Genomic DNA, 23,238 nt, shown 5'->3' with positions numbered 1-23,238 from the left:
ATTTTAGGGACAATGATGAAGGGCGGATATTGAATTTTGAAACTTCCTCATATGAAAATATAGAAGATCAATACTATATTTAAATTATTTAATAATTTATGAATTTTATAGTTCATTTTTGATATTTTAAATAAAAAAGGAGAAAGAAATGGTTAAAAGTGCTAGATTATGTGTTTTAACAACAGTTCTTTTTTTCTCTCAAATTCTCGAGATTCATGCAAATTTTAGGAGAGGTGGCTTTCCAGAGGAAGTTTTCATTATGATAGTGGACCAAGAGAAAGAGCCTCTTATTTCAGCGAAAAACAAAAGTTTTATTGCTATCTCAGGGCAAACTTCTAGAGGTAAGGAGAATGCTATCATTGGACCAACAGTCAAAGATGCTATTTTAACCGTATATTTTTTTTTCATTGGAAAGCTTGTAGTTAAGGCAGTTGGAGTCCTTAAAAGATGGGCTGTAGATACCCTTTCTCATACTTTTGAAAATTGGCGAGATTCGTATTATCATTGATTGAGCTGTTCAATTGGTGTAAAAGGTTTGTTTTCTGGACCCAAAGAGAGTTTACTTAAAGTAACAAAAAATTAATTGTACGCATAGTTAATGCGTTTGTTATGAATTTTTAGGCTTTTATTTCAGTGCACTGAAATAAAAGCCTAAAAGTTTAGATTACATTAAGGTTAATTTTCTCTGTAAAAAACTAGAGAATACGAAATGAATTAAATGACAATTACAAAAAAATTCATTATCACTTTATTTGAATAAAATAATACGAAATTGCAGGCTGTAAAAGCTAGATAGTTCGCAATAAAAGTATTTTTTCATTGTTTAGAGCAAAGTGTTGGACTGGCTGGTCTTCAATGTTTTTTGAAATATATTTGTGAAAGAAACATGAGGCTTTATTTCTCATAGAGCTATTATCGTGGTGTGGATTGTCAGCATTTCAATAAAGTAAGGAAAGAAATGGCAATAAATGAACTGAAAAGAGGGATGAGTAAGCGCCAAGTTATTTTTTTAGCTCTTGGCTCTGCTATTGGAACAGGTCTTTTTTATGGGTCTGCACAGGCAATTAAGCTTGCGGGTCCCAGTGTTTTGATTGCCTATTGTATTGCTGGTTTAGCTATTTTTATGGTTATGCGGGCTCTAGGAGAGATGATACTTCATAATCCATTACCTGGTTCTTTTGCTCGTTATGCGGCAAATTACATATCACCATTAGCAGGTTTTTTAACGGGATGGACATATGTATTTGAGATGATTCTTGTTGGTTTGGCTGATATTACAGCTTTTGCGACTTATATGGGGTTTTGGTATCCTGATGTTGCTCCTTGGGTATGGGCACTGAGTATTACATTAATCATTACAGGTATTAATTTAGCTGCTGTAGAAATCTATGGTGAACTAGAGTTTTGGCTATCTTCTATTAAAGTTATCGCTATCATTGCAATGATTATTTTAGGAATAGCAATTATTTTTTTTGGGTGGGGTGAAGGTGCAGATTTTTCTACCGTTACTGTTCATAATTTATGGAAAAATGGTGGTATTTTTCCCAATGGTTGGTTTGGTTTTTTAGCTTGCTTTAGTGTTGTTGTTTTTGCTTTTGGTGGTATAGAAATCATTGGGATGGCAGTCATGGAAGTTCAAAACCCTCATCAAACAATTTCAAAGGCAATTAATTCTACTCCAGTTCGTATTTTGCTTTTTTATGTCATGACGTTAGCGATTTTAATGTCACTTTATCCTTGGAATGAGATTGGTCTTATGGACAGCCCTTTTGTATCCATTTTTGAAAATCTTGGGATTTCATATGCGGCAAATATCTTAAATATTGTTGTTGTTACAGCGGCTATTTCTGCAATGAATAGTGGAATGTATGGTGCTTGTCGCATGATACATGGTTTATCGCAGGAAGGTTATGCTTTAAAGAAGTTCCAATATTTATCAAAAAATGGTATACCGATTTTTGTTATTTTGATGATTTTCGGTATTTTTCTTCTTGGTGCTGTCCTTAATTATTTTTATCATGAAAAGCTTTTTTTTCTTATTGCTGCAATGGCAACATTTGCGACAGTTTTTGTTTGGATGATGATTCTACTTTCACAATTTTTTATGCGAATTAAGATGCCTAAAGAAGCACAGAATGGTTTAAAATTTCCAATTCCATTTTGGCCAATAGGATCGATTTTTTCTATTTTATTTATGGTTTTTATTTTTATTCTCTTATGGTATTTTGATGAGACACGGCCAATTTTAATTATAGGTTTTAGTTGGATTGCTTGGCTTGTTATTTGTTTCTATGCACTTAAACTTTATAATTTTAAGCAAAAGAAACAGCAATAAAATGTGAATAGAGATAAAACTCAAAACAAATAACTGATGTCATCAGGAGAACAGTTGTTTGATTGTTATACTCTAAAGATTAGAACAATTGAGATTGAAAAAAATCTGCTCGTTATTATTTTGCTTTGGAAGTTTTTGTGAGCCATTGCTTATGCTAACGGCCAAATCATATAAATATTGGGCATTTTTTTATGGTGAGCTTTGAAATCAATATAAGTCTTTCATGTTAAAATGCTTAACAATGCAAATAGATTTTAATAGAGACAAGATTATAGGCAGATATCTTTTTCTAAACGTATTAATGGAGTTCTGTTTTACAAGATAAGTTATTGTTTTTATTATTTTATAAGCTCTTTAAAAAAATTTGTTGTTTAAATTTTGTTGTTTAAGAAACTACTATTGCTTTTAGAAGCGAAGATAAAGTTCTAGATGTATTCTCTCGAAAAGAAGGGTTGGAGTCTTCTGTATCCTTTAAAAGGATATTTGAGTTGTTATGGGGTAAAGGGGAGAAGTTTTTTATTGTCTATTATTTTTTCTCAAAGAGGATTGGCGTTGGTAGAAAATAGTGAATAATCAAAGTCATTGTATCATTGCGTTTGCAAAAACTTCAATAAAGAGCAGTAAGGTATCACAATAAAATTTCATAGAAGAGTAAATTAAAGAGAACAATGAACGTGTGACAGTTTTACGATTCTTGTTGTTATTGCGAGCAAAAGAGCAAGGATCTAACTTATTTTTTATAATATTGATATGGGATAATTTTTATCACAAGTGGAGAAGGACAAAATGCACTCCGCAACTGTATTGTGGGTCATAGTAATCATAGTTCAAGTACACAGGAAGAGCACACAGGCTTTGGCTTTCAGATTGAAAAGAGCAGCAGCGGTGCTTCTGTTGTGGGTGCGAGTGCGAAAGACACTAGCGATCAATAGGAAAATAGCTCCGTTCAATCCTATTTCAAAGCGCAGAGAGGTGCAGATTATTACTGATCATGATGTAAACATGTAAGCCGACAAATGTTTCAGCAGAGTGTGATGTCAACGTTGATGCTGGAAATAATATCACGCTTTCGGAAAACTATGATATCTCTAAGATACAAGAAATGCCTGAAAAGTGCTTTGTTGGTGTGACAGGATCTGTCAATGTGGGCATTCTTGGTACCATAAAAGATGTAAGGGGCGCAGCCAAACGTTTTGATTATAGAGATGTAAAACACAAAATCGATAATAGTTTGATTGGCGGGCTAAATGGCAATGCAGTCGCGATTGTTCGTGCATGTAGCCCCCCAAAGGTGCCATAACAGTAGGTAAAGGATTGCGTGACTTTAAAAAGCGAGATATCCACAATATAGCAAAGAAACAATATCTATCTTTTGGGAACAGCTGATAAGGCTCTATCGATAGAAAATCTATTATATGTCGTAAATGATGGCGAAAAAGATCATGTTTACCTACAAAACCATTTACTTAACCCCATTGGTATAGGATTTGGTCACAATCCACCTACTTTTTATAAGGTATCCTTGGAGTTTCCCTATATATTATTTCCACCAGCAATTCCCATGCGAAAGGAGAGGAGAGCGCTAGGCGCCTATGATCCTATAATTTTTATAGTCATGCGCCTTATACGTGTGCAATGCACTATGGAACGCTTCATATTATGCCAATTTATTCGATTTTAGATAATTTAGGTTTAGGTTATTTATGGAGAAAAAAATGCAACAAATCTTAAAATTATTAAGTGGTCTCATTCTGTCAAATATCGCTGGATATAACATCGACAAGCCCCACTAGGAGTTTTGAGTGCTTGGGAGAAACCTAGAGCAGACTTTACTGAGGTAAGAAAAGCACTGTTAGAATGTGGCACGCCAGCTCCTTATGATATCTTTCCAGAAAATAAAAAGTTAAGCATCAATGCAGTGGCTTCCATTGATGTTTGCATGATCCAAGCAAAATTCCACTACAAATGGGGAGGACTATATTGGTGTTATACTTAATAAAGATGAAAACCTCTCCATTTGTCGTCCTAGTGCTGTTATCCCGCAACGAAGTGTCAAGAAGCGTTTGAACAGCTCGTTTTGTAAAAAATATAAAACCGCTCCTGAATATCAGCCTTAATTTTTGCTGATGATGATCAACAATCCCTATCTTCATGTTTTTCATGCCTGTGCGCGGGGGGCTTAATTCACCATTTCAATGCTATTTATTTATGGGTACTACAACTGTAGGCGCAATAATATAAAAATATCTATTTTTGTTGTAATCAAAATATTGATAATAATTATAAGTATGCCGTTGATAGAATATGATTTTAGTAATAATTTTACCGTATTTTTGATATAAAAATAATGTTATAATCTTCGGGAAGATAAAAATAATAAAGGTTGATAATGTCCATCATTGTTTTGAAAATAAAAAACAGCATGTAAAATAATTTATAGATTGTTTCGTGCCAAAATTACTCAAGGATAGGAAAATGAAGCATATTTTAAAATTATTAAGCGGGATAACCTTATTTGTTATGGCTGGATGTTACGAAGAACAGCCTTCTCGAACAGCTGTAGATGCATGGGAAAAGCCCGGCGCAGATCAGCTTGAGATCAAAAAAGCTCTGTTGGAATGCGGAGTGCAGAATTTGGATGGTCGGCTTGATACAGAAACAAGTATGGATGAGAAATTCAATGCTGAGGAGGCAGAGAATGCATGTATGATCCAAGCAGGTTTCCGAGATAAATTGGGAAGGGTGAAGTGGTGTGAGAAATATGAAAATCTTCCAATTTGTCAGCCTGATGCAGTTATTCCTCAGCGAAGTGTAGAGAGGCGTTTGAATAGTCCTCATTGTAAAGAGCATAAAGAACAACCTGAATGTCAACCTTAGGTATTGATGTTTCTGTAATCAATAATCCTCATATTCTTTTTCTCGCATGGGGGGCGGGGTTTCTTTTTTTTAATGTACTAGCCATCTTGTATGCGAGAAAATACTAGCAAGTTTTTCAGCCTTTCTATCGTAAATATTGAAGGGGGAAAATGAAAAATATTGAAATTATTGAGTGTTATAATTTTATTAAGCTCTGCTGGATATGTTAGCAAATCTCCTCCAATCGATCTTGGCATTATGAGAAAAGCCCAATGTCAATGAATCTACGATCTCACAAGCACTGTTCAAATGTGGCAGGCAGCCAATCTACGCTTTTCCTGAAAATATGGATTCGTGTGCAAGTGAGTTTGCAGCAATTTATGAATGCATGACTAAAGCAGGTTATAGGTAATGATATTTTTGGTGTACCAATTAGACGAAAAAGATGTTACGTCTTGATGAATGATAAAAAACGCTAGTAAATAAAAAAAGCTTTGCACAAGTGATCATCAACAGTAGAATACTCATTTTAAAGCAATAATTGAATGAAAATATTAAACGGGAGAAGAGAAAAATACAGCTCTTTTGTCTCCAATATAGTTATATTCATCAGCTACGAGATTAGCAATAGTGTTGTTGTCAGATGATGATAGTGGAGGATAGTGAGTTGTTGTTTAGAGAAATTTATTCAATATAAAGAATGTCAAATAATAGCTTTGCTAAAATATCTGCTTTAATGATAATAAACAGATAGCTTTCATAAAACTGATTTTGATGAAATTTTATTTTGGTGTTTTTTAATTTTAAGATGGTGAGTGTTTTACTGTATTTTAGATTTTATCAAAAGATCTAAAGTATTATGCAAGTAATTTTGATATAAAGATCTTTTCATTTTATGATAATTTTTTTGTTAGATACTAGCATTTTTAATACAGAAATTGTGTACATTAGGTTATAAATTAGTGTGCGATTTTTTGTTTTTTTATTGTAGTTAAAGAAATGATGCTGTTATAGCTTTCATATAATATATCTCATTATATCGTATTTTTATTAAAACGGTTCGATTGTTTAAATCTTAAAAATTGTTATCATTTTGTTGCATTTTTATTTTTCGGTGGTGAGATAAATTGAATATTATATCTCTTCGAAATTCACATTTTTCGCGTTTTTTGAGATGCACTCTTTAAAGAGATTGTCATCATAAATGGTGTTTTTAAACTTTTTGTTCTTTCTTTACATAAAATACAAAACATATTATGAGTATGCTATAATTTATCATAAAAAACAAAAAATATCAATTTGTTTTATTCTTATTGTGTTTAATTCGTGGTTTGTTTTTTTTGCCAGCATTTTTTGTTTTGTTGAAAAAAAGAGAGTTTTGAAAAACAATGATAACCAAGGTATCTAAAAATCACTTGTATTCGTGTGTTTTTACAGCAGCTATTTTTTCTTTTTTATTAAATATAAATATTGAGGCGCATTCTCATTCATATACATCACTGTCATGTGACGAAAACAAATTGCCTTATAAATGCAGTGATGGTGTAAAGCATACAATTAGTGATAAAGTATATAAGTTCACGGTACCTGTTAAAGAAAAGAATGGGGAGGGTAGTTCTCTCATATTGCCTGCTGCTATAGTAGTGCAGGAGCCAAATACAGTTATTCAGGCAATGCGTGTAGAGGTTGAAGCTACTGCGGGTATAGAAGATAGTTATGGTGTTTTTGTATCACGAGGGGGAAGAATTGTTTTGAGTGATTCAGCTTTTAAAAATGTGTCAATAGGTCTTAAAGCTGATAGTGGAATGATTGAGGTTAATCGTGGAACAATTGAGGCTTCTCAGATTGCAGCTTATGCAGAGAAGCGAGGAGCATCTGTTACGTTAACGAATACAAAAATTAAAGTGGAAGGTTTGGGTATCGGTCAAGAGAGTGCTCTTTTCGTTAGGGCTGATGCGGGTATTCAGATGAAAAGTGGTTTTATTGATGTGAATGATGCTGCTGCGCTTTATGTGGGGAGAGGGGGGAGTGCGACTTTAGATGGTGTTACCATTACTTTAAAATATCAAAAAACAGAAGACAATGAAAATACAAGTGAAAAGATTGCACATACAGTTTTCAATGTAAAACATCAGGGCTCTGTTTATTTAAAAAATACTAATATTATTTCTACGGATGTTCATGTTTTAACAGTTGGACAAGATTCTAACACACTGTCCAATAATGGAAGGGAAGGAAATATTTTAATTTCGCGGGTTAATATTGAAGATTCAACAATTAAAGCAATAGGTAATAAACATGGTATGTATTTTGAGATGGATGGGGGGAATGATGGGTATGAACAGGGACTTGTCTTTTTGAAAAGGACGATTTTTGAGGTTCCAGATGGAACAGCTATTCACAGTAATAATAGTCGTAGTTATATTGCAGTAACAGAAGGTACAAAAATTTTTGGTGACTTATTATTAACAGCTGAAAAGGGAGGGACTGTAGCGATTTTGGCTGATTCTTCTTCATTGATAGGAGGGACTCGTGTTGCCGATGATTCTATTGCTGAGCTTTATTTGACAAGGGGATCAAAATGGTTTTTGACAAAAAGAAGAGAGATAGCTTCGCAAGCTGCAAACCGCACAAGTTCATTTATTTCATTTGTGAAAGTTTCTGATAGTTTTATTGCTTTTGAAACTCCAATTTTTCAGGATTATCAGACACTTTATATTGGGGAGGGAGAGAAAGAAGTTTATAGTGCGCAAGAAAGTGCTGATATTTATCTCAATACACATTTCAGTAGTGATGGTTTGCTCGATAATAAAAAGACTGATCGGCTTTTGATACATGGTGATGTTTCTGGAAAAACGACAGTTTATGTGCAATTTGTCACAGGAAACCAAGGTGAGATAGCAACCGGTGAAAATGTTCATAGTATTTCACTTATTCAGGTTTCTGGAAAAGCGGCAGAAGATTCTTTTCAGTTAGATCGTGCTTATATTGCATTAGAAGGGTTGCCTTACCGATATTATCTTCATGCTTATGGTCCAGATTCTACTCTTGGAAATGCACAAATTTCTCAAAGATTGGTTGAAGGAAATGGACATTTTTGGGATTTTCGCCTTGAAAGTAAGTATATTCAGCCTTCTTTGGGAGTGTCTGTTATCCCTCATTCTGAGTTAAAGGTCAGAGAGGTTGTTCCACAAGTTCCAACCTATCTTTTATTACCAAATGCTTTGTTTCATATTGGACTCATGGATATCAGTAATCAACAAAAGGAATTGCAAGTTACGCAGTCTATTCCTCGCAAATTATTAAAAGTTGAAGGGAATTTTGCTTTATCTGTCCACGGTTATGGTGGGAGTTATCGTTATGTCTCAGATCTTTCTACACTTAAATATGGGTACGATGGTCATGTTGATTATAATGCTATAAAAACAAACATTTTGCTCAAAACAATAGAGAGCGCATATGGTACGACATCTTTTGGGATTATGGGAACCTATGGACAGCTTTCCTTACAACCTCGTAACGTGGAACAAAGCCAAAAGAGTACGTTTAATAAATGGTCATTTACGACATACGGTAGTGTGAAACACAACACTGGTTTTTATATAGATGGTCTTTTATCTTATGGTTTGTTTAAAGGGGATGTGCTTACCCATGCTTGGGGTAAGACGGCGACATTAAAAGCAAATCCTTTGAACGTTTCGTTTTCTGCTGGTAAAGTGTTTATGACAGGATATGAAGATCTTATTTTTGATCCGCAACTCCAGCTTATTTATCAACATCTTCAATTTGATAAGTTTCGTGATATTGATGGATTTGATGTTGAGATGAAAAAAATAGGTCAATGGTTTGTGCGTATTGGTGGACGTTTAAGTAAAACATTTACAGCATTTGAAAAGGATCGGATCACTTCTTTTTATGGTAATATTCATCTTGCTCGTTGTTTTGATAAAGAACAATTTGTTCATTTTAAAGATGCTTTCCAGTTGGGTTCTTTTGGCTCTTCCTTAGAAGTTGGTTTGGGTGTCAATTCACAGTTTTCTTCTAAAGTTACACTCCACAGTGATGTTAGCTATCAGCATAGGTTAACCAAGGCTGGTTTTTCTGGAGTTCATTTTTCTGGTGGTTTGCGCTATCATTTTTAATAAATCTTTTTAAAAATAATAAATGTGATTTTTAAAGTTTTGTTTTATTTCCTTGATTTAAACCATTGATAGTGCAGCAATTTTAATTGCTTCTTTTAATAATGGCATCATGTGTTTTAATAAGTATGAAAGGATCACGTTGATTTATTTTTTTATCTGGTTGATAGGGGGGCTTAAATGTTTCAAAAAAATTGATAATGAGACTGTAAATCTATTTGTGTTATTTTGGCTATAGATATTTTGGATGTATTCGTCATCAGCTTTTTAAAATAGTAGCTTTATTATCCTATTATGCTGTAAAGTATTGTCGTTTGAAGTTGCTGATATCAATCATGAAAGGCAGGGAGGTGTGTTGACTGTTGATTTAAGAGCTTTTGCTGTTAAGCAAAGGAGGGGATATGTACAATATACAGCTCTATCGTTTCGTGGATGATGCGCATTTTTGTGCTTTAAAATTTTGCAAAAAGCGTTTTTGAAGCTGTTCGTATCGTTTGAATTGTTGTCGGTGGATAATGAGAAAAGTGGTAAAGCGTGAACACTTTTATCATAAAATTTAATATCTTCAGTTTTTAATAAAGATAAATCCTTTTAAAAAATTGGTCTAATGGCTGTATTGAGTATATAAACAAGATCATGTCTTATTTGTTAAATAGATATGAAATATAAGTTTTAAATCAAAGTGGGGGAGCTAAGATCTTTTTTTCTTCTTTTAAGACGTGGGGAGAAGAGGTTGATCGTATCAAAAAAGTCGTTTAGAAGTTTTTATTATTGTTTCAAATATAGAAACATTGAAGAGCTTTTATTAAAATGGGGTGTAAAAGTAGATTATATCTTCCTCAATTCCTGTTTTTTGAAATATGCACCTTTAATGGAAGATGTTTGCAAAGTTTTAGGCAATCGCATTCGCATTGTGAGTTCGTTTGTATCGATAAGATTTATATTAAAGTTCAGGGGCAGTAAAAATATCTTTATCGGACTATTGATAAACATGGTGTTTCCATATGATGCTTAAGGTGTCATCGAGCCATTTATGGTAATTGCGTGCTTCTTCGTTTGAGTTATGAACAGAGAAAATAAAACCAGGATATCCACCAAATGCTGGTGGAGGTGGTGAAGTATGATTGGTTTCAAAGAAAATGATAGTTCTGGCGGTTTGAGGATGCTGCGCAACCTTATCTAGACCAAAAAATCCAGAAAACCGTCCATGACCACGAAGAGGAATAATGTAATTTGCAGCCACTTTTTCAGCTGGGAGTATATCGGGAAGGTTTGGGTTTGGTTCAGCTAAAGCGGCATTCATACATAGTTTTGCAAATGAAATCCCTGTACCTTTCTCAACAATAAAATGGGAGACACCTGATCCACCTATACGAGCGCCGATCTCAATGACATAAGGTAAATTATGAGCATCTAGGCGTAGCTCTACATGGGCAGCCCCCATATTTATACCAAGAGCTTTAACTCCAGAGCATGCAGCCTCACATAAAGCAATAATTAAAGGATCATCTATATCACAGCGTTGACGATAAATTGTTTCTTCAAACCATGGTCCCTCAGGCTGTCCCTTGTCTCCAACGGTCAGAACATGTACACCTGCTGTATCAACAAAGCATTCTACGACAAACTCTTTTCCTGGCAAATACTGTTCTACGATTAAACCTACAGGTTTACTTTTATCATTAAAACGTGCCATATCTTTATGCTGAACATTCCATACGGCTTTAATGAGATCAGGAAGTTCGGCGGAATTTTTAGCTAACATGACGCCTGTACTTGCCCATCCAGAAACGGGTTTAATAACGAGCGGATAGTCTAAGGCTTGTGTTTGTGATAGGTCTTCTGGATTATCTATATAAAGGAATCCTGGTGTTCTTAAGCCTGCTTTAGCAAAAGCTTGACGCATGAGATATTTATTTCTGGTTAATGCTGCTACTTCTGGTTCAATACTTGGAGTATTGATTTTTTTTGCAGCCAAAGCTGTCCATAGGATGGCTTCTTCGCGAAGGGTCATAACCCCAGAAATATTGCGTTCTTTTGCTCCCGTTGCAAAAGTGTCTAGAGCTGCCTCTGGGTTATCAAAAACAGGAAGTTGCCAAGTTGAAGTTACTGCTGCAGGGTGTTGAGAGGGAACGCTTTCAGCGGTATCATAGATCATTACTAATTCGATATTAGCTGCTTGTGCTGCTTCAAATATAAATGGTAATTTTGCATTGCGCTGGCAAACTAACGCGAGTTTTTTCATTTTGTTTCCTCATTAAATTTGGAGTTTTGAGAATGGCGTTTATGTTGCCATGTAGATACCTTTGATGCATCTATAAATAAGAGTGTCATCCCTATAACAACTACAATCATAGCAATTATTTTGATCATATTGAGAGAAGGGCTCGAGCCGATTATCCATTCACATGCAATCACTGCAAAAGGGGATAATACGCCGATAGTGTTGGCGTATAATACGCCTCCTTCGGCTAAAACTTTTTGGTATAATACGTAAACTGGTGCCGAGCAAACAGTTCCTAAAATCAATATTTTAAATATATCTTCTAACTTAAGATATAAGAGTGGGGCAGGATCAAAAATAAATAATGGCATAAATGATGCTGCAGAAATTGTCGTGATCCAAGCCAATGAGGTGAGCAAAGGTAAATTTTTAAGATAACGTTTAGACAATAAGCCATAAGCAGAGTAAGAAAGTGCTGCTGTTAAAGCAAGAGCTGTTCCTATTAGGCTGTAATATCCACCCTCTGCACTGTTTATATTAAATGCTATAGCCGCTACACTGACAATGATCATACCGATAAGTTTTAACCATGAGAACGTAAGGCTATTCGTCAGTGCACCCAATATGTAGGTAATACCTGGAATAGTAGCGAGCACCATGGTTAAATCACTGGCTTTGAGTGATTTTAATGCGCCAAAACTGCATACAAAATACAGCGAAAATCCTAACACTGAGAGAATTAAAAAAGAAGGTATCATGGAAAGCAATGGTAGGGATCTGAAAACAGCTTTCTCACGAAATATTGCAATCAGCCATAAGGTGGCAGCGGTGGCAAACAACCTAAGTCCAACCGCATGCATGACGGGTATATTGCTAACCAAATTCTTAGATAATAACCAACTTATGGAAAACAATGCTAGAATGGCAAAAGTAAATAATAGTAACCGTCCTTTTATAAAACTCAATGATTTAATCCTCTAATCACTCGCTGTGCATAATATGATGTTGAAAAATTAAATCGTGACTTTGAGGTCTGTAGTTTTCCAAGATTATTTTGGATATAATCTTTAGCTCCTGCCAAATAAGCGTCATCATCTAATGCTTCAAGTGCTTCTATATCTGCTATCATCAATATTATTACTTTTTCAAGACGCTCCAAATCAAATTGAAGATAACCTTGATTTGTTTCAATCAATGCTTTGTTCCGCATCAATATTTCAAAAAGCAAGATCCCTGTACCAGCATCGAATGTCATATGCTGATCAGAATCTTGTGGATAACGAAATATGCGTTCTAATAGGACAAATTCAGTTATTTCTTTCCAAAATTTTGGATGATTTTGTAGCATAATACGCACTGTAATTAAATCAACTTTAGTTTCTTCTAGAAGACCTGTAAACCAATTTAATTTTATATACAGATTTTTATCCAATGGCCGCGGTCCGGTATGATGTGCATAGTCATGATAATAGCCCCACAAACAGCGAGCATCGTAAATGTCTTCTTTAGATAAGTTACGACTATGCAATTGACCGAACAGGAATTTACTATCTCGACCGAGTAAACGTTCAGCTTCCACAATTGTTTGCTTATTGTAAATATCAAAGAATTTACTGAAAAAAAACAAAGCAAATGTTTGCTTATCAATTTTTTGAGTAGCCGCTACAGATTCTGGGAATAGAACAATGCAATTGCCTTCTAAAAAACCTCTTGATGCTATTCCCATTTTTATACATTGAAATGGTGATACATAATTATTTGTATATTTTGAGGCGTCAGCCAGATAGGCCGTTTCATGACGATATCCTGTAACTAATTCCAGCCGGAATCCTTCTGGATCAGGTCCATTTGTTGCACGCATTGGAGCCAAGAAAAACAAGGGAGCATCTGGTAATGGGCTTTGAAAGCAGCCAAAGTGTTATCAAATTTAGGAGGGGTCGTTAAACCGCTGATTATCCACTGATGAAGATCATCAGAAATGGTCGCTAAAAGTTTTGGAGATAATCCGTCAAGAATATTGGCATGGTGGTTCAGCAGAGTGATCAATTCATTGATCATATTATTATCTGCTGAAGTTGGTTCCTTAATGCTCCCATCTCGTTCTTGGCGCATACGGAATTTGTCAACCAAGTTAACAATGGAAAGAAGCGCTTCAGATTTTTTCATGATTAGTTGACTTTAGTGAGTGGAGCAAAAAGGCCATTGGCACTTGTCCAAAATTTTCGACAATACTCAGCCTATAGCGATTTGCCGCAACCGATGTTGTGATACAAGCATCGGCTTTTTCAGCCTTACAAAGAACGGCTGCATCAGCATTGCTGTTGGCAAATACTTTGTCATATTGATGAGCTACCAAAGATTGCGGGGCAGAATGAGTCGCTACGGTTTTAATTTTATCAGCGTTATTGCGTTTAGCTAAAACCATAGAGTGAGTAGGCATGATAAAGCTGTCAAATAATTGCATATCACCTAAACGGGTAAATATGAGTGTATGCAAATCAGGGTAAGCAGCACAGCTTAAGAGATATCCATCCTTTTTCTGAGCAAGTTCATTAAATGCTTCTTCAAGAGTTGTGTATAAGATAATACGGGATCTCGAGTCAGTGGACAAAATATTTTGATTGTGATTGTCAAGCCACTATTGTGCTGCAGCTGTGCAGTTAGTATCTGCAGGGATAAGTGTATAGATAAAAGTATTATTTTCAGATTGCATGATCTCTATTCTTTATAATTATATGCCTAAATTTAAACTAGTGCAATATGTAGAGTATATCAAGCACAATGCGTTAAGTAATTTAGTGCTTTATAAAATAATGTATATGTGAGAGCAAATTTACGATATAATTTGGTCTTTTCATTATTCTATCATGCTGTAAAACACCGTCGTTTAGGGGAGTGATTGAGCAGGAAAAATTCTATGCAAGGGGTATTTATTGGATATGTTAGAGAATTATTGGAATGGTTAAGCGAAGGTAAATGACACGTAAAGCACACTGTTCTATCATTTTGGGGATGATGAACTTTTTGGCTTTAATATTTTGCAAAAAGTATTTTTGAAGCTGTCCGTGTCGATAACATTATTGTAGGTGGATAATAAGAAAAATGATAAATCGTGATCACCTTTATTATCATATTCAATGTATTAAACTTTTTAATTAAGATGATACTTTAAAAAGATTACTCTATATTCATGACTGTATTGAATATATGAAAAGATATTATCATTGTCTTGTTTGTAAAAGAAACATGAAATATAACTCTTAAATTAGAGTGGGGGGTGGTAAGGTCTTTTTTCTTCTTTGGAATCGTTAAGAAGGTCAGATTAAACCTTATTGAAGCTACAGAACCTAAAGAAACAGTCGTTTTTTTGAAAGATCAGAGGTAAACAATATGCGTGAGATTTTGGATCATTTTGATATGCCATTGAATAAGAAGAATTCTGTTCAAAAGATTCAAAATCTTTCATGCCAATCACACCCAAAACGGTTTTATAAGCAAGTGAAGATTGCTTGTGGGGAGGTCGGCTTTACGATTTTGTTGGACGAACGTCCCGTTAAAACGCCCGCAAGGCGTCATTTTCATGTGCCAACAGAAGTGTTTGCTGAATATGTTGCTCAGGAATTTGAGAACCAAAAGCACGTTGTTGATCCTGCAAAAATGCCGATGACGCGTTTGGTTAATACTGTTATTGATGGTATCGCTGATGATATGCAGGTTGTTTTTGAAGATTTATTGCGTTTCGTTGCGTGTGATATGATCTTTTATCGTGCACAGACACCTAAAGAGTTGGTGCAAAAACAATCTGAGCAATGGGATCCTTTATTAGACTGGGCAGAAAAAAAACTGGGTGCAAGGTTTTATTTGACAGAAGGGCTGATGCATGTGGAACAATCACCAGAAGCACTTCAAGCTGTGAGTCATTATTTACGTAGCGTTGAGTCTCCTTATATGCTTGCCGCACTTCATATGATGACAACCTTAACGGGATCTGCTCTCATTGCTCTTGCTGTTGCTGCGGGAAATATTGATGCTGATCATGCTTGGTCTATTGCCCATTTAGATGAAGATTGGATGATGGAACAATGGGGAATAGATAAAGAAACAATGGTACGCCGTGCTCATAAAAAAGTTGAATTTAAGGCTGCTGCTACAATTGTTACAACTTGTTTATAGGGGTAAATCTTTTATTTACGTGCGTTCTTTTCACTCAGAGTATTTTTGTGACTTTTTGGGGATTGATTTTTACTTTTTCAAGTCCAGGAAATAGTTCATTGGTTATGTTTAAGAGCGTTTCGTCATTCCTACGGATAAAATACCATTGGTTATCGTGAAGTAGGGCAATAATTTCAGTGTGAATAGAGCATTTTTTTCCAGCATTTGTTGTGGTTACAAGCTCCACGGGTATAACAAAATAAGGGGTGCCATTATCAAGTGTACCTTCACGTTTTTGTTTTTGGTCAATGTTGATCGTTTCAATCTTGTAACTTTCTGCCAACCGTTCTATTTGGCTTTTCATGATTTGTCGAAATTGTGATTGACTAAGATTTTTTTTAGCGGTTAAGCGGTTGATGATTTGGGGAGGAATAGCATTTAAGATGACATTTGCATCGGCATTTTTAAGTGCTTTACTATAAGCGGATGCCGCTTTTTCAAGAGCTATGAGTTTTTGATTGGTTATCGTATGTGCTTGAGTTGTTGATGTGATAAAGACAATGCATAAAAGAAAGGGAACGAGAAAACAAATTCGCGGCATTAGAGACCTTGTTAGTTCATTTGAAGAGATTCAACACATTATAAAGGAAAAGCGGATGAGCAAAAAGCCTCTTGCGCTTTTGCATGAGAAGAATATCCACAAAAATGGAGGCTTTTGCCTCCATTTTAAAAATCAGAAGAATGCGTATTGATTGTTTAAACAGAATAGTACATATCAAATTCAACAGGATGAGGTGTTGTTTCGTAGCGCAAGACTTCTTGCATCTTTACTTGAATGAAGGAATTAATCTGATCATCATCAAAAACGTCGCCAGCTTTAAGAAAGCCACGATCTTTGTCAAGTGCTTCAAGCGCTTCACGCAGACTTCCTGAAACAGTAGGGATTTCTTTGAGTTCTTTTAAGGGAAGATCATAAAGATCTTTATCCATAGCATGTCCGGGATGAATTTTGTTTTTGATGCCATCAAGACCAGCCATTAAAAGGGCTGCAAATGCCAAATAGGGATTTGCTGTTGGGTCTGGAAAACGAACTTCTACGCGTTTTGAATTTGGTGAGGAGCTCATTGGAATACGGCAAGATGCAGAACGATTACGTGCTGAATAGGCAAGAAGAACAGGAGCTTCATAACCAGGAACCAAACGTTTATAGGAGTTTGTGGATGGGTTTGTAAAAGCATTGATTGCTTTTGCGTGCTTAATAACACCACCGATAAAAAATAAACAGGTTTCTGATAGACCGGCATATTCATTTCCTGCAAAAATGGGTTTGCCATCTTTCCAAATGGAGATGTGGACATGCATTCCAGAGCCGTTATCACCAAAAACTGGTTTTGGCATGAAGGTTGCTGTTTTCCCATAACTGTTTGCTATTTGATGTACAACATATTTAAAAATTTGCATCTTGTCAGCTTCGCGAACGAGTGTATCAAAACGAATACCCAATTCATGTTGGCCTGCTGCTACTTCGTGATGGTGTTTTTCGACCTGTACGCCCATATCCTTGAGTGCTGTGAGCATTTCAGAACGCATATCTTGGCAGGAATCAATCGGCGGAACAGGAAGGTATCCTCCCTTTATTCGTGGGCGATGCCCTAGATTGCCTGTTTCATATTCCGTGTCATCATTGGAGGGAAGTTCACTTGAATCGAGTTTAAACCCTGTGTTGTAAGGATCCGTTTTATAGCGCACATCATCAAAGATAAAAAACTCTGCTTCTGGACCTACATTAATTGTATCTCCAATGCCTAAAGATTTCATATAAACCTCAGCCCTTTTGGCGATAGAACGAGGATCTCTACGATAAAATTCACCAGAGACAGGATCAAGTACATTACAAAATATAACCAAAGTGGATTGAGCAAAAAAAGGATCAATATGTGCTGTTTCTGGATCTGGCATTAAAACCATGTCAGATTCATTAATTGTTTTCCAACCAGCAATTGAAGAACCATCAAACATGACACCATCACTAAAAGTATCCTCGCTGATCTCTGCGATATCCATTGTAATGTGATGCAATTTTCCTCGTGGATCAGTAAAACGTAAATCAACAAAACGGATTTCATTGTCTGTAATCTGTTTGATAATATCTGATGCGGTTGTCATATTCAATTTCCTTAATATGGCGTTGAGGTGGATAAAAAAGTGAATTTTCTCATTATTTATTAAAGGGCATCGATACCAGTTTCGTCGGTGCCTATACGAATGGCATCATCAATGGAAAAGACAAATATCTTTCCATCTCCTATATGTTTGGTTTGAGCTGCTTTACGTATTGCATCAACAGTTTGTTCCAGTTTTTCATCGGACACAACAATTTCAATCTTTACTTTAGGTAGAAAGTCAACAACATATTTCGTGCCACGATAAAGTTCTGTATGCTCCCTTTGATGGCCAAAACCTTTCGCTTCTGTTACTGTAATACCATGTAACCCAATTTTTTGAAGCGCTTCTTTCACTTCATCAAGTTTGAAAGGTTTTATAATGGCTTCAATTTTTTTCATGCTGAAATTATCTCCAACGTTATTTTGTCTTTTTAGACTGCATCACATTATATTGACAACTGTAAGATGTCCAACAGATACTTTGTGCACAAAAAGTCGAAAATAATGACACTCTATGCTCTTTTAGGAGAGTTTCTTTTGTAGAATAAAGTCAAATACTGTTTTTTGGGAAGAAATCTTACAATTTTTGTACAAGAATTAAAATAATATAATAAAAGAGTTTTGTTTTTTTTGTTAGATAATACGTTGATTTATAAGGATAATTAGACGTTTTCTATACGGAATGAGAAACTCTAATAGCGTAAGATTTTCTCATTTTAGATCTTTTTATCGTCAATCAATCAAAACGATACCTTTGTATATCATGAATAGTAAGAGTGTGTGGATAAAAACATTTGAAAAAATAACATGCTTTTTATGAAAGCTTTCGATAACTAAAGGTTTTGCAATATTAGGGAGTAGGGGGAGACAAATATTGGAAAAGAGTGTGATGATGCCGATCATGCTCCTTCATAAACGTAAAGATGGTTGTGTACAATAGTGGATTTATCATTATAGCATTAGGTACCGTCGTGAAATGGGCTTGAGAGCGTTGAGAAATATTTCTTTAAAACAGATGTGTGATTTGGCAACGCAAATATATTTTGTTTGGGGCGTTTTGTCTCTTCGTGAGGAATGTGATTCCATTAAGGAACGCGATAAACAAAAGCGTGAAGCAATGGGCAATCTTCATTATAAGATACTGCTGCGGATACCTTTGAAAATCGTAAAGATAAATTAAAAGAAGATGTAAAGATAGGAACTTATTTATATCCTAAAACTTCGTATTCTTTCCAAATTGGGCTGTTTGGTCGTTTCAGATATAAACAAAACAGAGAATAAATACGCAATTATGCGTGCGTTCCTATGGGCAATACGAAAATTGAAACAGCTTATAAAGCGCTAAATTGTTTCAGCCTTTGCTTTAAACATGTTGCACCACTGGAATTAGGTGTTGGTGTTTACAAGGTAACAATAGAAGTACAGGCTTTGTTCGTATGATTTATTTTACAATGGAAACCGTTTTTAAGAATTGGAATTATAGAGAGAGGGGCGCAGTAAAACATCTTTTAGAAATTTTCCTGTGTAGGAAGCGGGGACCTTAATGATGTCTTCAGGGCGTCCAATTGCAACGATTTCGCCACCACGATCTCCACCTTCGGGTCCTAAATCAATAATCCAGTCGGCTGTCTTTATAACATCGAGGTTATGTTCAATGACTATAACTGTGTTGCCCTGCTCGACTAGTTCGTGAAGCACTTCAAGAAGTTTGGAAATATCGTGAAAATGTAAACCTGTTGTCGGTTCATCCAAAATATAGAGTGTACGTCCCGTTGTTTTACGAGAAAGTTCTTTCGCAAGTTTTACACGTTGTGCTTCCCCACCAGAAAGTGTGGTTGCTTGCTGTCCTACTTTTATGTAACCCAATCCTACTTTAATGAGAGTTTCCATTTTATTATGAATAGCGGGAATAGCTTGGAAAAATTCCTCTGCTTTTTCAATTGTCATATCCAAAATATCGGCTATAGACTGTCCTTTGAATTTTATTTCTAGTGTTTCTCGATTATAGCGTTTTCCTTTACAGACATCGCAAGTAACATAGACATCAGGTAAAAAGTGCATTTCAATTTTTATGACTCCATCACCTTGACATGCTTCGCAACGTCCTCCTTTAACATTAAATGAAAAACGACCAGCTTTGTAACCACGGGCTTTTGATTCTGGAAGATCGGCAAACCACTCACGAATCGGTGTAAAAGCGCCTGTATAGGTTGCGGGATTAGAGCGTGGGGTGCGTCCAATGGGGGACTGGTTGATATCAATGACTTTATCAAGAAATTCTAATCCTTCAATTTTGTCATAGCTGGCAGGGCTGTGATGAGAGCCCATGATATGATGTGATGCTGCTTTGAAAAGTGTTTCAATAAGAAATGTTGATTTTCCTCCTCCAGAAACACCGGTTACACATGTAAAGGTTCCAAGAGGAATATTCGCATTGATATTTTTGAGGTTATTTCCTTTGGCACCGATGACTTTAAGTGTTTTCATTTTTGATATTTTACGTCGTTTGGCAGGTATTTTAACAGCCATTTTTCCTGAAAGGTATTGTCCTGTGAGAGAGGCTGAATTTTCTATAATTTCCTGTGGTGTCCCTTGCGCTATGATTTCTCCGCCATGAACGCCCGCGGCAGGGCCCATATCGACAACATGATCTGCTGTGAGAATAGCGTCTTCATCATGTTCAACGACAATAACTGTATTGCCAAGATTGCGTAAATGGCGCAGCATTTCCAAAAGGCGTTCATTATCGCGTTGGTGTAAACCGATAGATGGTTCATCTAAAATATAAAGAACGCCTGTAAGACCAGAACCAATTTGGGATGCTAACCGAATGCGTTGACTTTCTCCACCTGAAAGCGTTCCTGAAGTTCGAGACAAGGTAAGATATTCCAATCCTACATGATTTAAAAAAGCTAAACGTTCGCGAATTTCTTTTAAAATACGTATAGCGATATTACGTTGTTTTTCTGTGAGATATTGATGAATATTGGCAAACCAATCATCTGCCTTTAGAATAGAAAGATCTGATATTTGCCCAATATGCATTCCGTGGATTTTTACAGCAAGTGCCTCTGGTTTTAAACGATAACCATGACAAGCTGGGCAAGGCGAAGAAGACATATAACGTTCGATTTCTTCTCGAGACCAAGCAGAATCGGTTTCTTTCCAGCGTCTCTCCATATTGGGGATAATTCCTTCAAAAGGTTGGGTTGTTTTATGCGAACCAGAATTATTTTTATAGATAAAAGAGATTTCATCTTTTTTTGTACCGTAGAGAATTGCCTGTTGTGCTTCATTAGAGAGTTCACACCATTGATCTGTGAGTTTGAAACCGTAAGCTTTTCCTAATGCTTCTAAGGTTTGTCTGTAATAAAGTGAATCCGATTTAGCCCAAGGAGCAATGGCTCCATTCTTTAGGGTAAGATTTTTATTTGGCACAATTTTTAGTGGATCCATTGCCTTTTTTATACCTAATCCATCGCAGAGAGGGCAGGCCCCGAAAGGATTATTAAACGAAAAAAGGCGTGGTTCAATTTCAGGAATAGAAAAACCAGATATAGGGCAAGAAAACTTTTCTGAAAAAATGAGCCGTTTGTGTGTATCATTTTTTGATTTATGAGCAGATTCCTTTGTCGTTTCTTTTTGTGCCAAGGGCTGGTCTGCCATTTCAGCTATGGCAAGTCCATTTGCTAATTGTAAACAGGTTTCTATACTATCAGCCAAGCGAGAGGTGATATCTTTTTGTACAACAATGCGGTCTACCACGACATCGATGTCGTGTTTATATTTTTTATCAAGAGGTGGAATATCGGCGATTTCATAGAATTTTCCATCAACTTTAGCGCGTTGAAATCCTCTTTTTAAAAGTTCTGTTAGCTCTTTTTTATATTCGCCCTTTCGTCCTCGCACCAAGGGTGCCATAATAAAAATTCTTGTTCCTTCTGGTAAGGATATAATTTGATCCACCATTTGGCTTACTGTTTGGCTTTCAATAGGAAGTCCTGTCGCAGGAGAATGAGGAATACCAATACGTGCAAAGAGAAGACGCATGTAGTCGTGGATTTCAGTAACGGTACCTACCGTTGAACGAGGGTTGCGACTGGTTGTCTTTTGTTCAATGGAGATAGCTGGAGATAGACCGTCTATGCGGTCGACATCGGGTTTTTGCATGACTTCCAAAAATTGGCGTGCATAGGCTGAAAGGCTTTCGACATAGCGGCGTTGTCCTTCAGCGTAAATTGTATCAAAAGCTAAGGATGATTTTCCTGATCCAGAAAGTCCTGTTATAACAATGAGTTTGTCACGAGGCAGATCGAGATCAATATTTTTAAGGTTATGCTCACGTGCACCGCGAATGGAGATATATTTTTGATAAGTCATATTTTACCCTTGGCATATGTGACAAAAACTGAGCATCTAAAATGGAATAAAACTGTTTTTTTTAGAATTACAATGTGTTTAACTGCTTTAATGCTAAAAGAAGGTATAAGTTTTATGAAAAGAGAAATACAAATGAGTAGCTTTTTATTCTCTCGTGGTGGAATAAACTATGCGTCTTTATCATCTTTTGTTATAATTACACGGATACAATATTGGGAAAGGATAGCAATATCCATATTGAAGGTCAATTGCAGACATGTAAATTGAAGGTCAAGATGGTTATAACTATTATAAAACAGAGTATTTTACGAATTAAAATTTTGGAGTTTATGCGATGGCTGGTAGCCTTAATAAAGTTATTTTGATTGGTAACCTTGGTGCGGATCCTGAAATCCGCCGTTTGAATTCTGGTGATCAAGTGGCAAATTTGCGTATTGCTACTTCAGAAAGTTGGCGTGATCGGAATACAAATGAGCGAAAAGAACGCACTGAGTGGCATAGTATTGTTATTTTTAATGAAAACCTTGTCAAAGTTGCAGAGCAATATTTAAAAAAAGGCAGCAAAATTTACATTGAGGGGCAGTTACAGACACGAAAATGGCAAGATCAAAATGGAAATGACCGTTATACAACAGAGGTTGTTTTGCAAAAGTACCGTGGTGAATTACAAATGCTTGATGGGCGGGGAACCGCGGGCGGGGAGCAAGGAGCAAGTCAAGGGGGGAGTTATAGTGGTGGCTTTGCCGATAGTAACTCAAATCAGAGAAATACGTTTGGTCAAAATAATAATCAATTGGGAGAAAGTTTTTCACACAAATTAGATGATGACGTACCTTTTTAAGAGTCTTTAATTGCAGTATCATGATTACTTTATGATTTGTTTGTTTCAGATTTTTGAAGTTTAGCGAAGTGGAAATTGTTGATTATTATTGGTAATTTTAATATAAATTAATAACATATTGAAAAATATTGTTAAATTTCTTTTTT

At 35.7% G+C, this 23,238-nt stretch carries 16 protein-coding genes and 1 pseudogene; 8 read left to right on the top strand and 9 right to left on the bottom strand.

Features of this window, described 5'->3' with window-relative positions:
- The first annotated feature begins 148 nt into the window (after positions 1 to 148).
- The 6 genes and pseudogenes from ACFIKH_RS05030 (at position 149) to ACFIKH_RS05005 (ending at position 9,333) form a co-directional block, all read left to right on the top strand.
- Positions 149 to 508 (top strand): hypothetical protein, encoded by a 360-nt coding sequence (locus ACFIKH_RS05030; protein ID WP_375648517.1) that lies wholly within the window; start codon positions 149 to 151, stop codon positions 506 to 508.
- Positions 509 to 958: 450 nt separating this feature from the next.
- The gene (locus ACFIKH_RS05025) at positions 959 to 2,335 is read left to right on the top strand and encodes an amino acid permease (protein WP_375671113.1); all 1,377 of its coding nucleotides are present in this window, start codon (positions 959 to 961) and stop codon (positions 2,333 to 2,335) included.
- Between the two features lie 1,102 nt (positions 2,336 to 3,437).
- Entirely contained in the window at positions 3,438 to 3,635 is a 198-nt protein-coding gene (locus ACFIKH_RS05020) for a hypothetical protein (RefSeq protein WP_375671111.1), read from the top strand.
- Between the two features lie 415 nt (positions 3,636 to 4,050).
- Positions 4,051 to 4,452, top strand: a pseudogene (locus ACFIKH_RS05015) (hypothetical protein).
- Positions 4,453 to 4,810: 358 nt separating this feature from the next.
- Positions 4,811 to 5,212 carry a hypothetical protein gene (locus ACFIKH_RS05010; protein ID WP_375626958.1) on the top strand — a complete coding sequence of 134 codons (402 nt, stop codon included), beginning with the start codon at positions 4,811 to 4,813 and terminating at the stop codon, positions 5,210 to 5,212.
- A gap of 1,367 nt (positions 5,213 to 6,579) precedes the next feature.
- The gene (locus ACFIKH_RS05005; RefSeq protein ID WP_375671109.1) at positions 6,580 to 9,333 is read left to right on the top strand and encodes an autotransporter outer membrane beta-barrel domain-containing protein; all 2,754 of its coding nucleotides are present in this window, start codon (positions 6,580 to 6,582) and stop codon (positions 9,331 to 9,333) included.
- A gap of 976 nt (positions 9,334 to 10,309) precedes the next feature.
- Here the strand turns inward: ACFIKH_RS05005 and ACFIKH_RS05000 are convergent.
- From ACFIKH_RS05000 to ACFIKH_RS04980, 5 genes are all read right to left on the bottom strand, one after another.
- On the bottom strand, positions 10,310 to 11,575 hold the full coding sequence (locus ACFIKH_RS05000) for an acetyl-CoA carboxylase biotin carboxylase subunit family protein (RefSeq protein WP_375671107.1): 1,266 nt from the start codon (positions 11,573 to 11,575) through the stop codon (positions 10,310 to 10,312).
- Positions 11,572 to 12,435 (bottom strand): DMT family transporter, encoded by an 864-nt coding sequence (locus tag ACFIKH_RS04995; RefSeq protein ID WP_375627007.1) that lies wholly within the window; start codon positions 12,433 to 12,435, stop codon positions 11,572 to 11,574. Before ACFIKH_RS04995 ends, ACFIKH_RS05000 begins: the two co-directional genes overlap by 4 nt.
- A gap of 80 nt (positions 12,436 to 12,515) precedes the next feature.
- On the bottom strand, positions 12,516 to 13,415 hold the full coding sequence (locus ACFIKH_RS04990) for a DUF6421 family protein (protein ID WP_375671105.1): 900 nt from the start codon (positions 13,413 to 13,415) through the stop codon (positions 12,516 to 12,518).
- A complete protein-coding gene (locus tag ACFIKH_RS04985) occupies positions 13,367 to 13,720 on the bottom strand; it encodes a hypothetical protein (protein ID WP_375648341.1) in 354 nt (117 codons plus the stop codon). The genes ACFIKH_RS04990 and ACFIKH_RS04985 overlap by 49 nt, the downstream gene beginning before the upstream one ends.
- Entirely contained in the window at positions 13,707 to 14,165 is a 459-nt protein-coding gene (locus ACFIKH_RS04980; RefSeq protein ID WP_375648340.1) for a hypothetical protein, read from the bottom strand. Before ACFIKH_RS04980 ends, ACFIKH_RS04985 begins: the two co-directional genes overlap by 14 nt.
- A gap of 779 nt (positions 14,166 to 14,944) precedes the next feature.
- Between ACFIKH_RS04980 and ACFIKH_RS04975 the strand changes: the two genes are divergently transcribed.
- Positions 14,945 to 15,727, top strand: a complete 783-nt coding sequence (locus tag ACFIKH_RS04975; protein WP_375670326.1) for an ATP12 family chaperone protein — start codon at positions 14,945 to 14,947, stop codon at positions 15,725 to 15,727.
- A 34-nt stretch (positions 15,728 to 15,761) separates the two neighbouring features.
- On the opposite strand, the gene ACFIKH_RS04970 is transcribed toward ACFIKH_RS04975, so the two are convergent.
- The 4 genes from ACFIKH_RS04970 to uvrA form a co-directional block, all read right to left on the bottom strand.
- A complete protein-coding gene (locus tag ACFIKH_RS04970) occupies positions 15,762 to 16,307 on the bottom strand; it encodes a hypothetical protein (RefSeq protein ID WP_375671103.1) in 546 nt (181 codons plus the stop codon).
- A 155-nt stretch (positions 16,308 to 16,462) separates the two neighbouring features.
- The gene (gene glnA, locus ACFIKH_RS04965; RefSeq protein WP_015856529.1) at positions 16,463 to 17,872 is read right to left on the bottom strand and encodes a type I glutamate--ammonia ligase; all 1,410 of its coding nucleotides are present in this window, start codon (positions 17,870 to 17,872) and stop codon (positions 16,463 to 16,465) included.
- 59 nt (positions 17,873 to 17,931) lie between these two features.
- Positions 17,932 to 18,270: a P-II family nitrogen regulator gene (locus tag ACFIKH_RS04960; RefSeq protein WP_273754282.1), complete on the bottom strand. Its 339-nt coding sequence runs from the start codon at positions 18,268 to 18,270 to the stop codon at positions 17,932 to 17,934.
- A 1,065-nt stretch (positions 18,271 to 19,335) separates the two neighbouring features.
- Positions 19,336 to 22,251, bottom strand: a complete 2,916-nt coding sequence (uvrA, locus tag ACFIKH_RS04955; protein ID WP_375625995.1) for an excinuclease ABC subunit UvrA — start codon at positions 22,249 to 22,251, stop codon at positions 19,336 to 19,338.
- A 334-nt stretch (positions 22,252 to 22,585) separates the two neighbouring features.
- Here uvrA and ssb point away from each other — a divergent pair, with 334 nt between their 5' ends.
- Positions 22,586 to 23,092 carry a single-stranded DNA-binding protein gene (gene ssb, locus ACFIKH_RS04950; RefSeq protein WP_375625993.1) on the top strand — a complete coding sequence of 169 codons (507 nt, stop codon included), beginning with the start codon at positions 22,586 to 22,588 and terminating at the stop codon, positions 23,090 to 23,092.
- Positions 23,093 to 23,238: the final 146 nt, after the last annotated feature.

The sequence above is a fragment of the Bartonella sp. SD1336NMGDW genome, from assembly GCF_042193565.1.
Lineage (GTDB): Bacteria > Pseudomonadota > Alphaproteobacteria > Rhizobiales > Rhizobiaceae > Bartonella > Bartonella grahamii.
The sequence above is the reverse complement of the archived record's forward strand: the minus strand, read 5'-3'. Positions and strand labels throughout refer to the sequence as shown.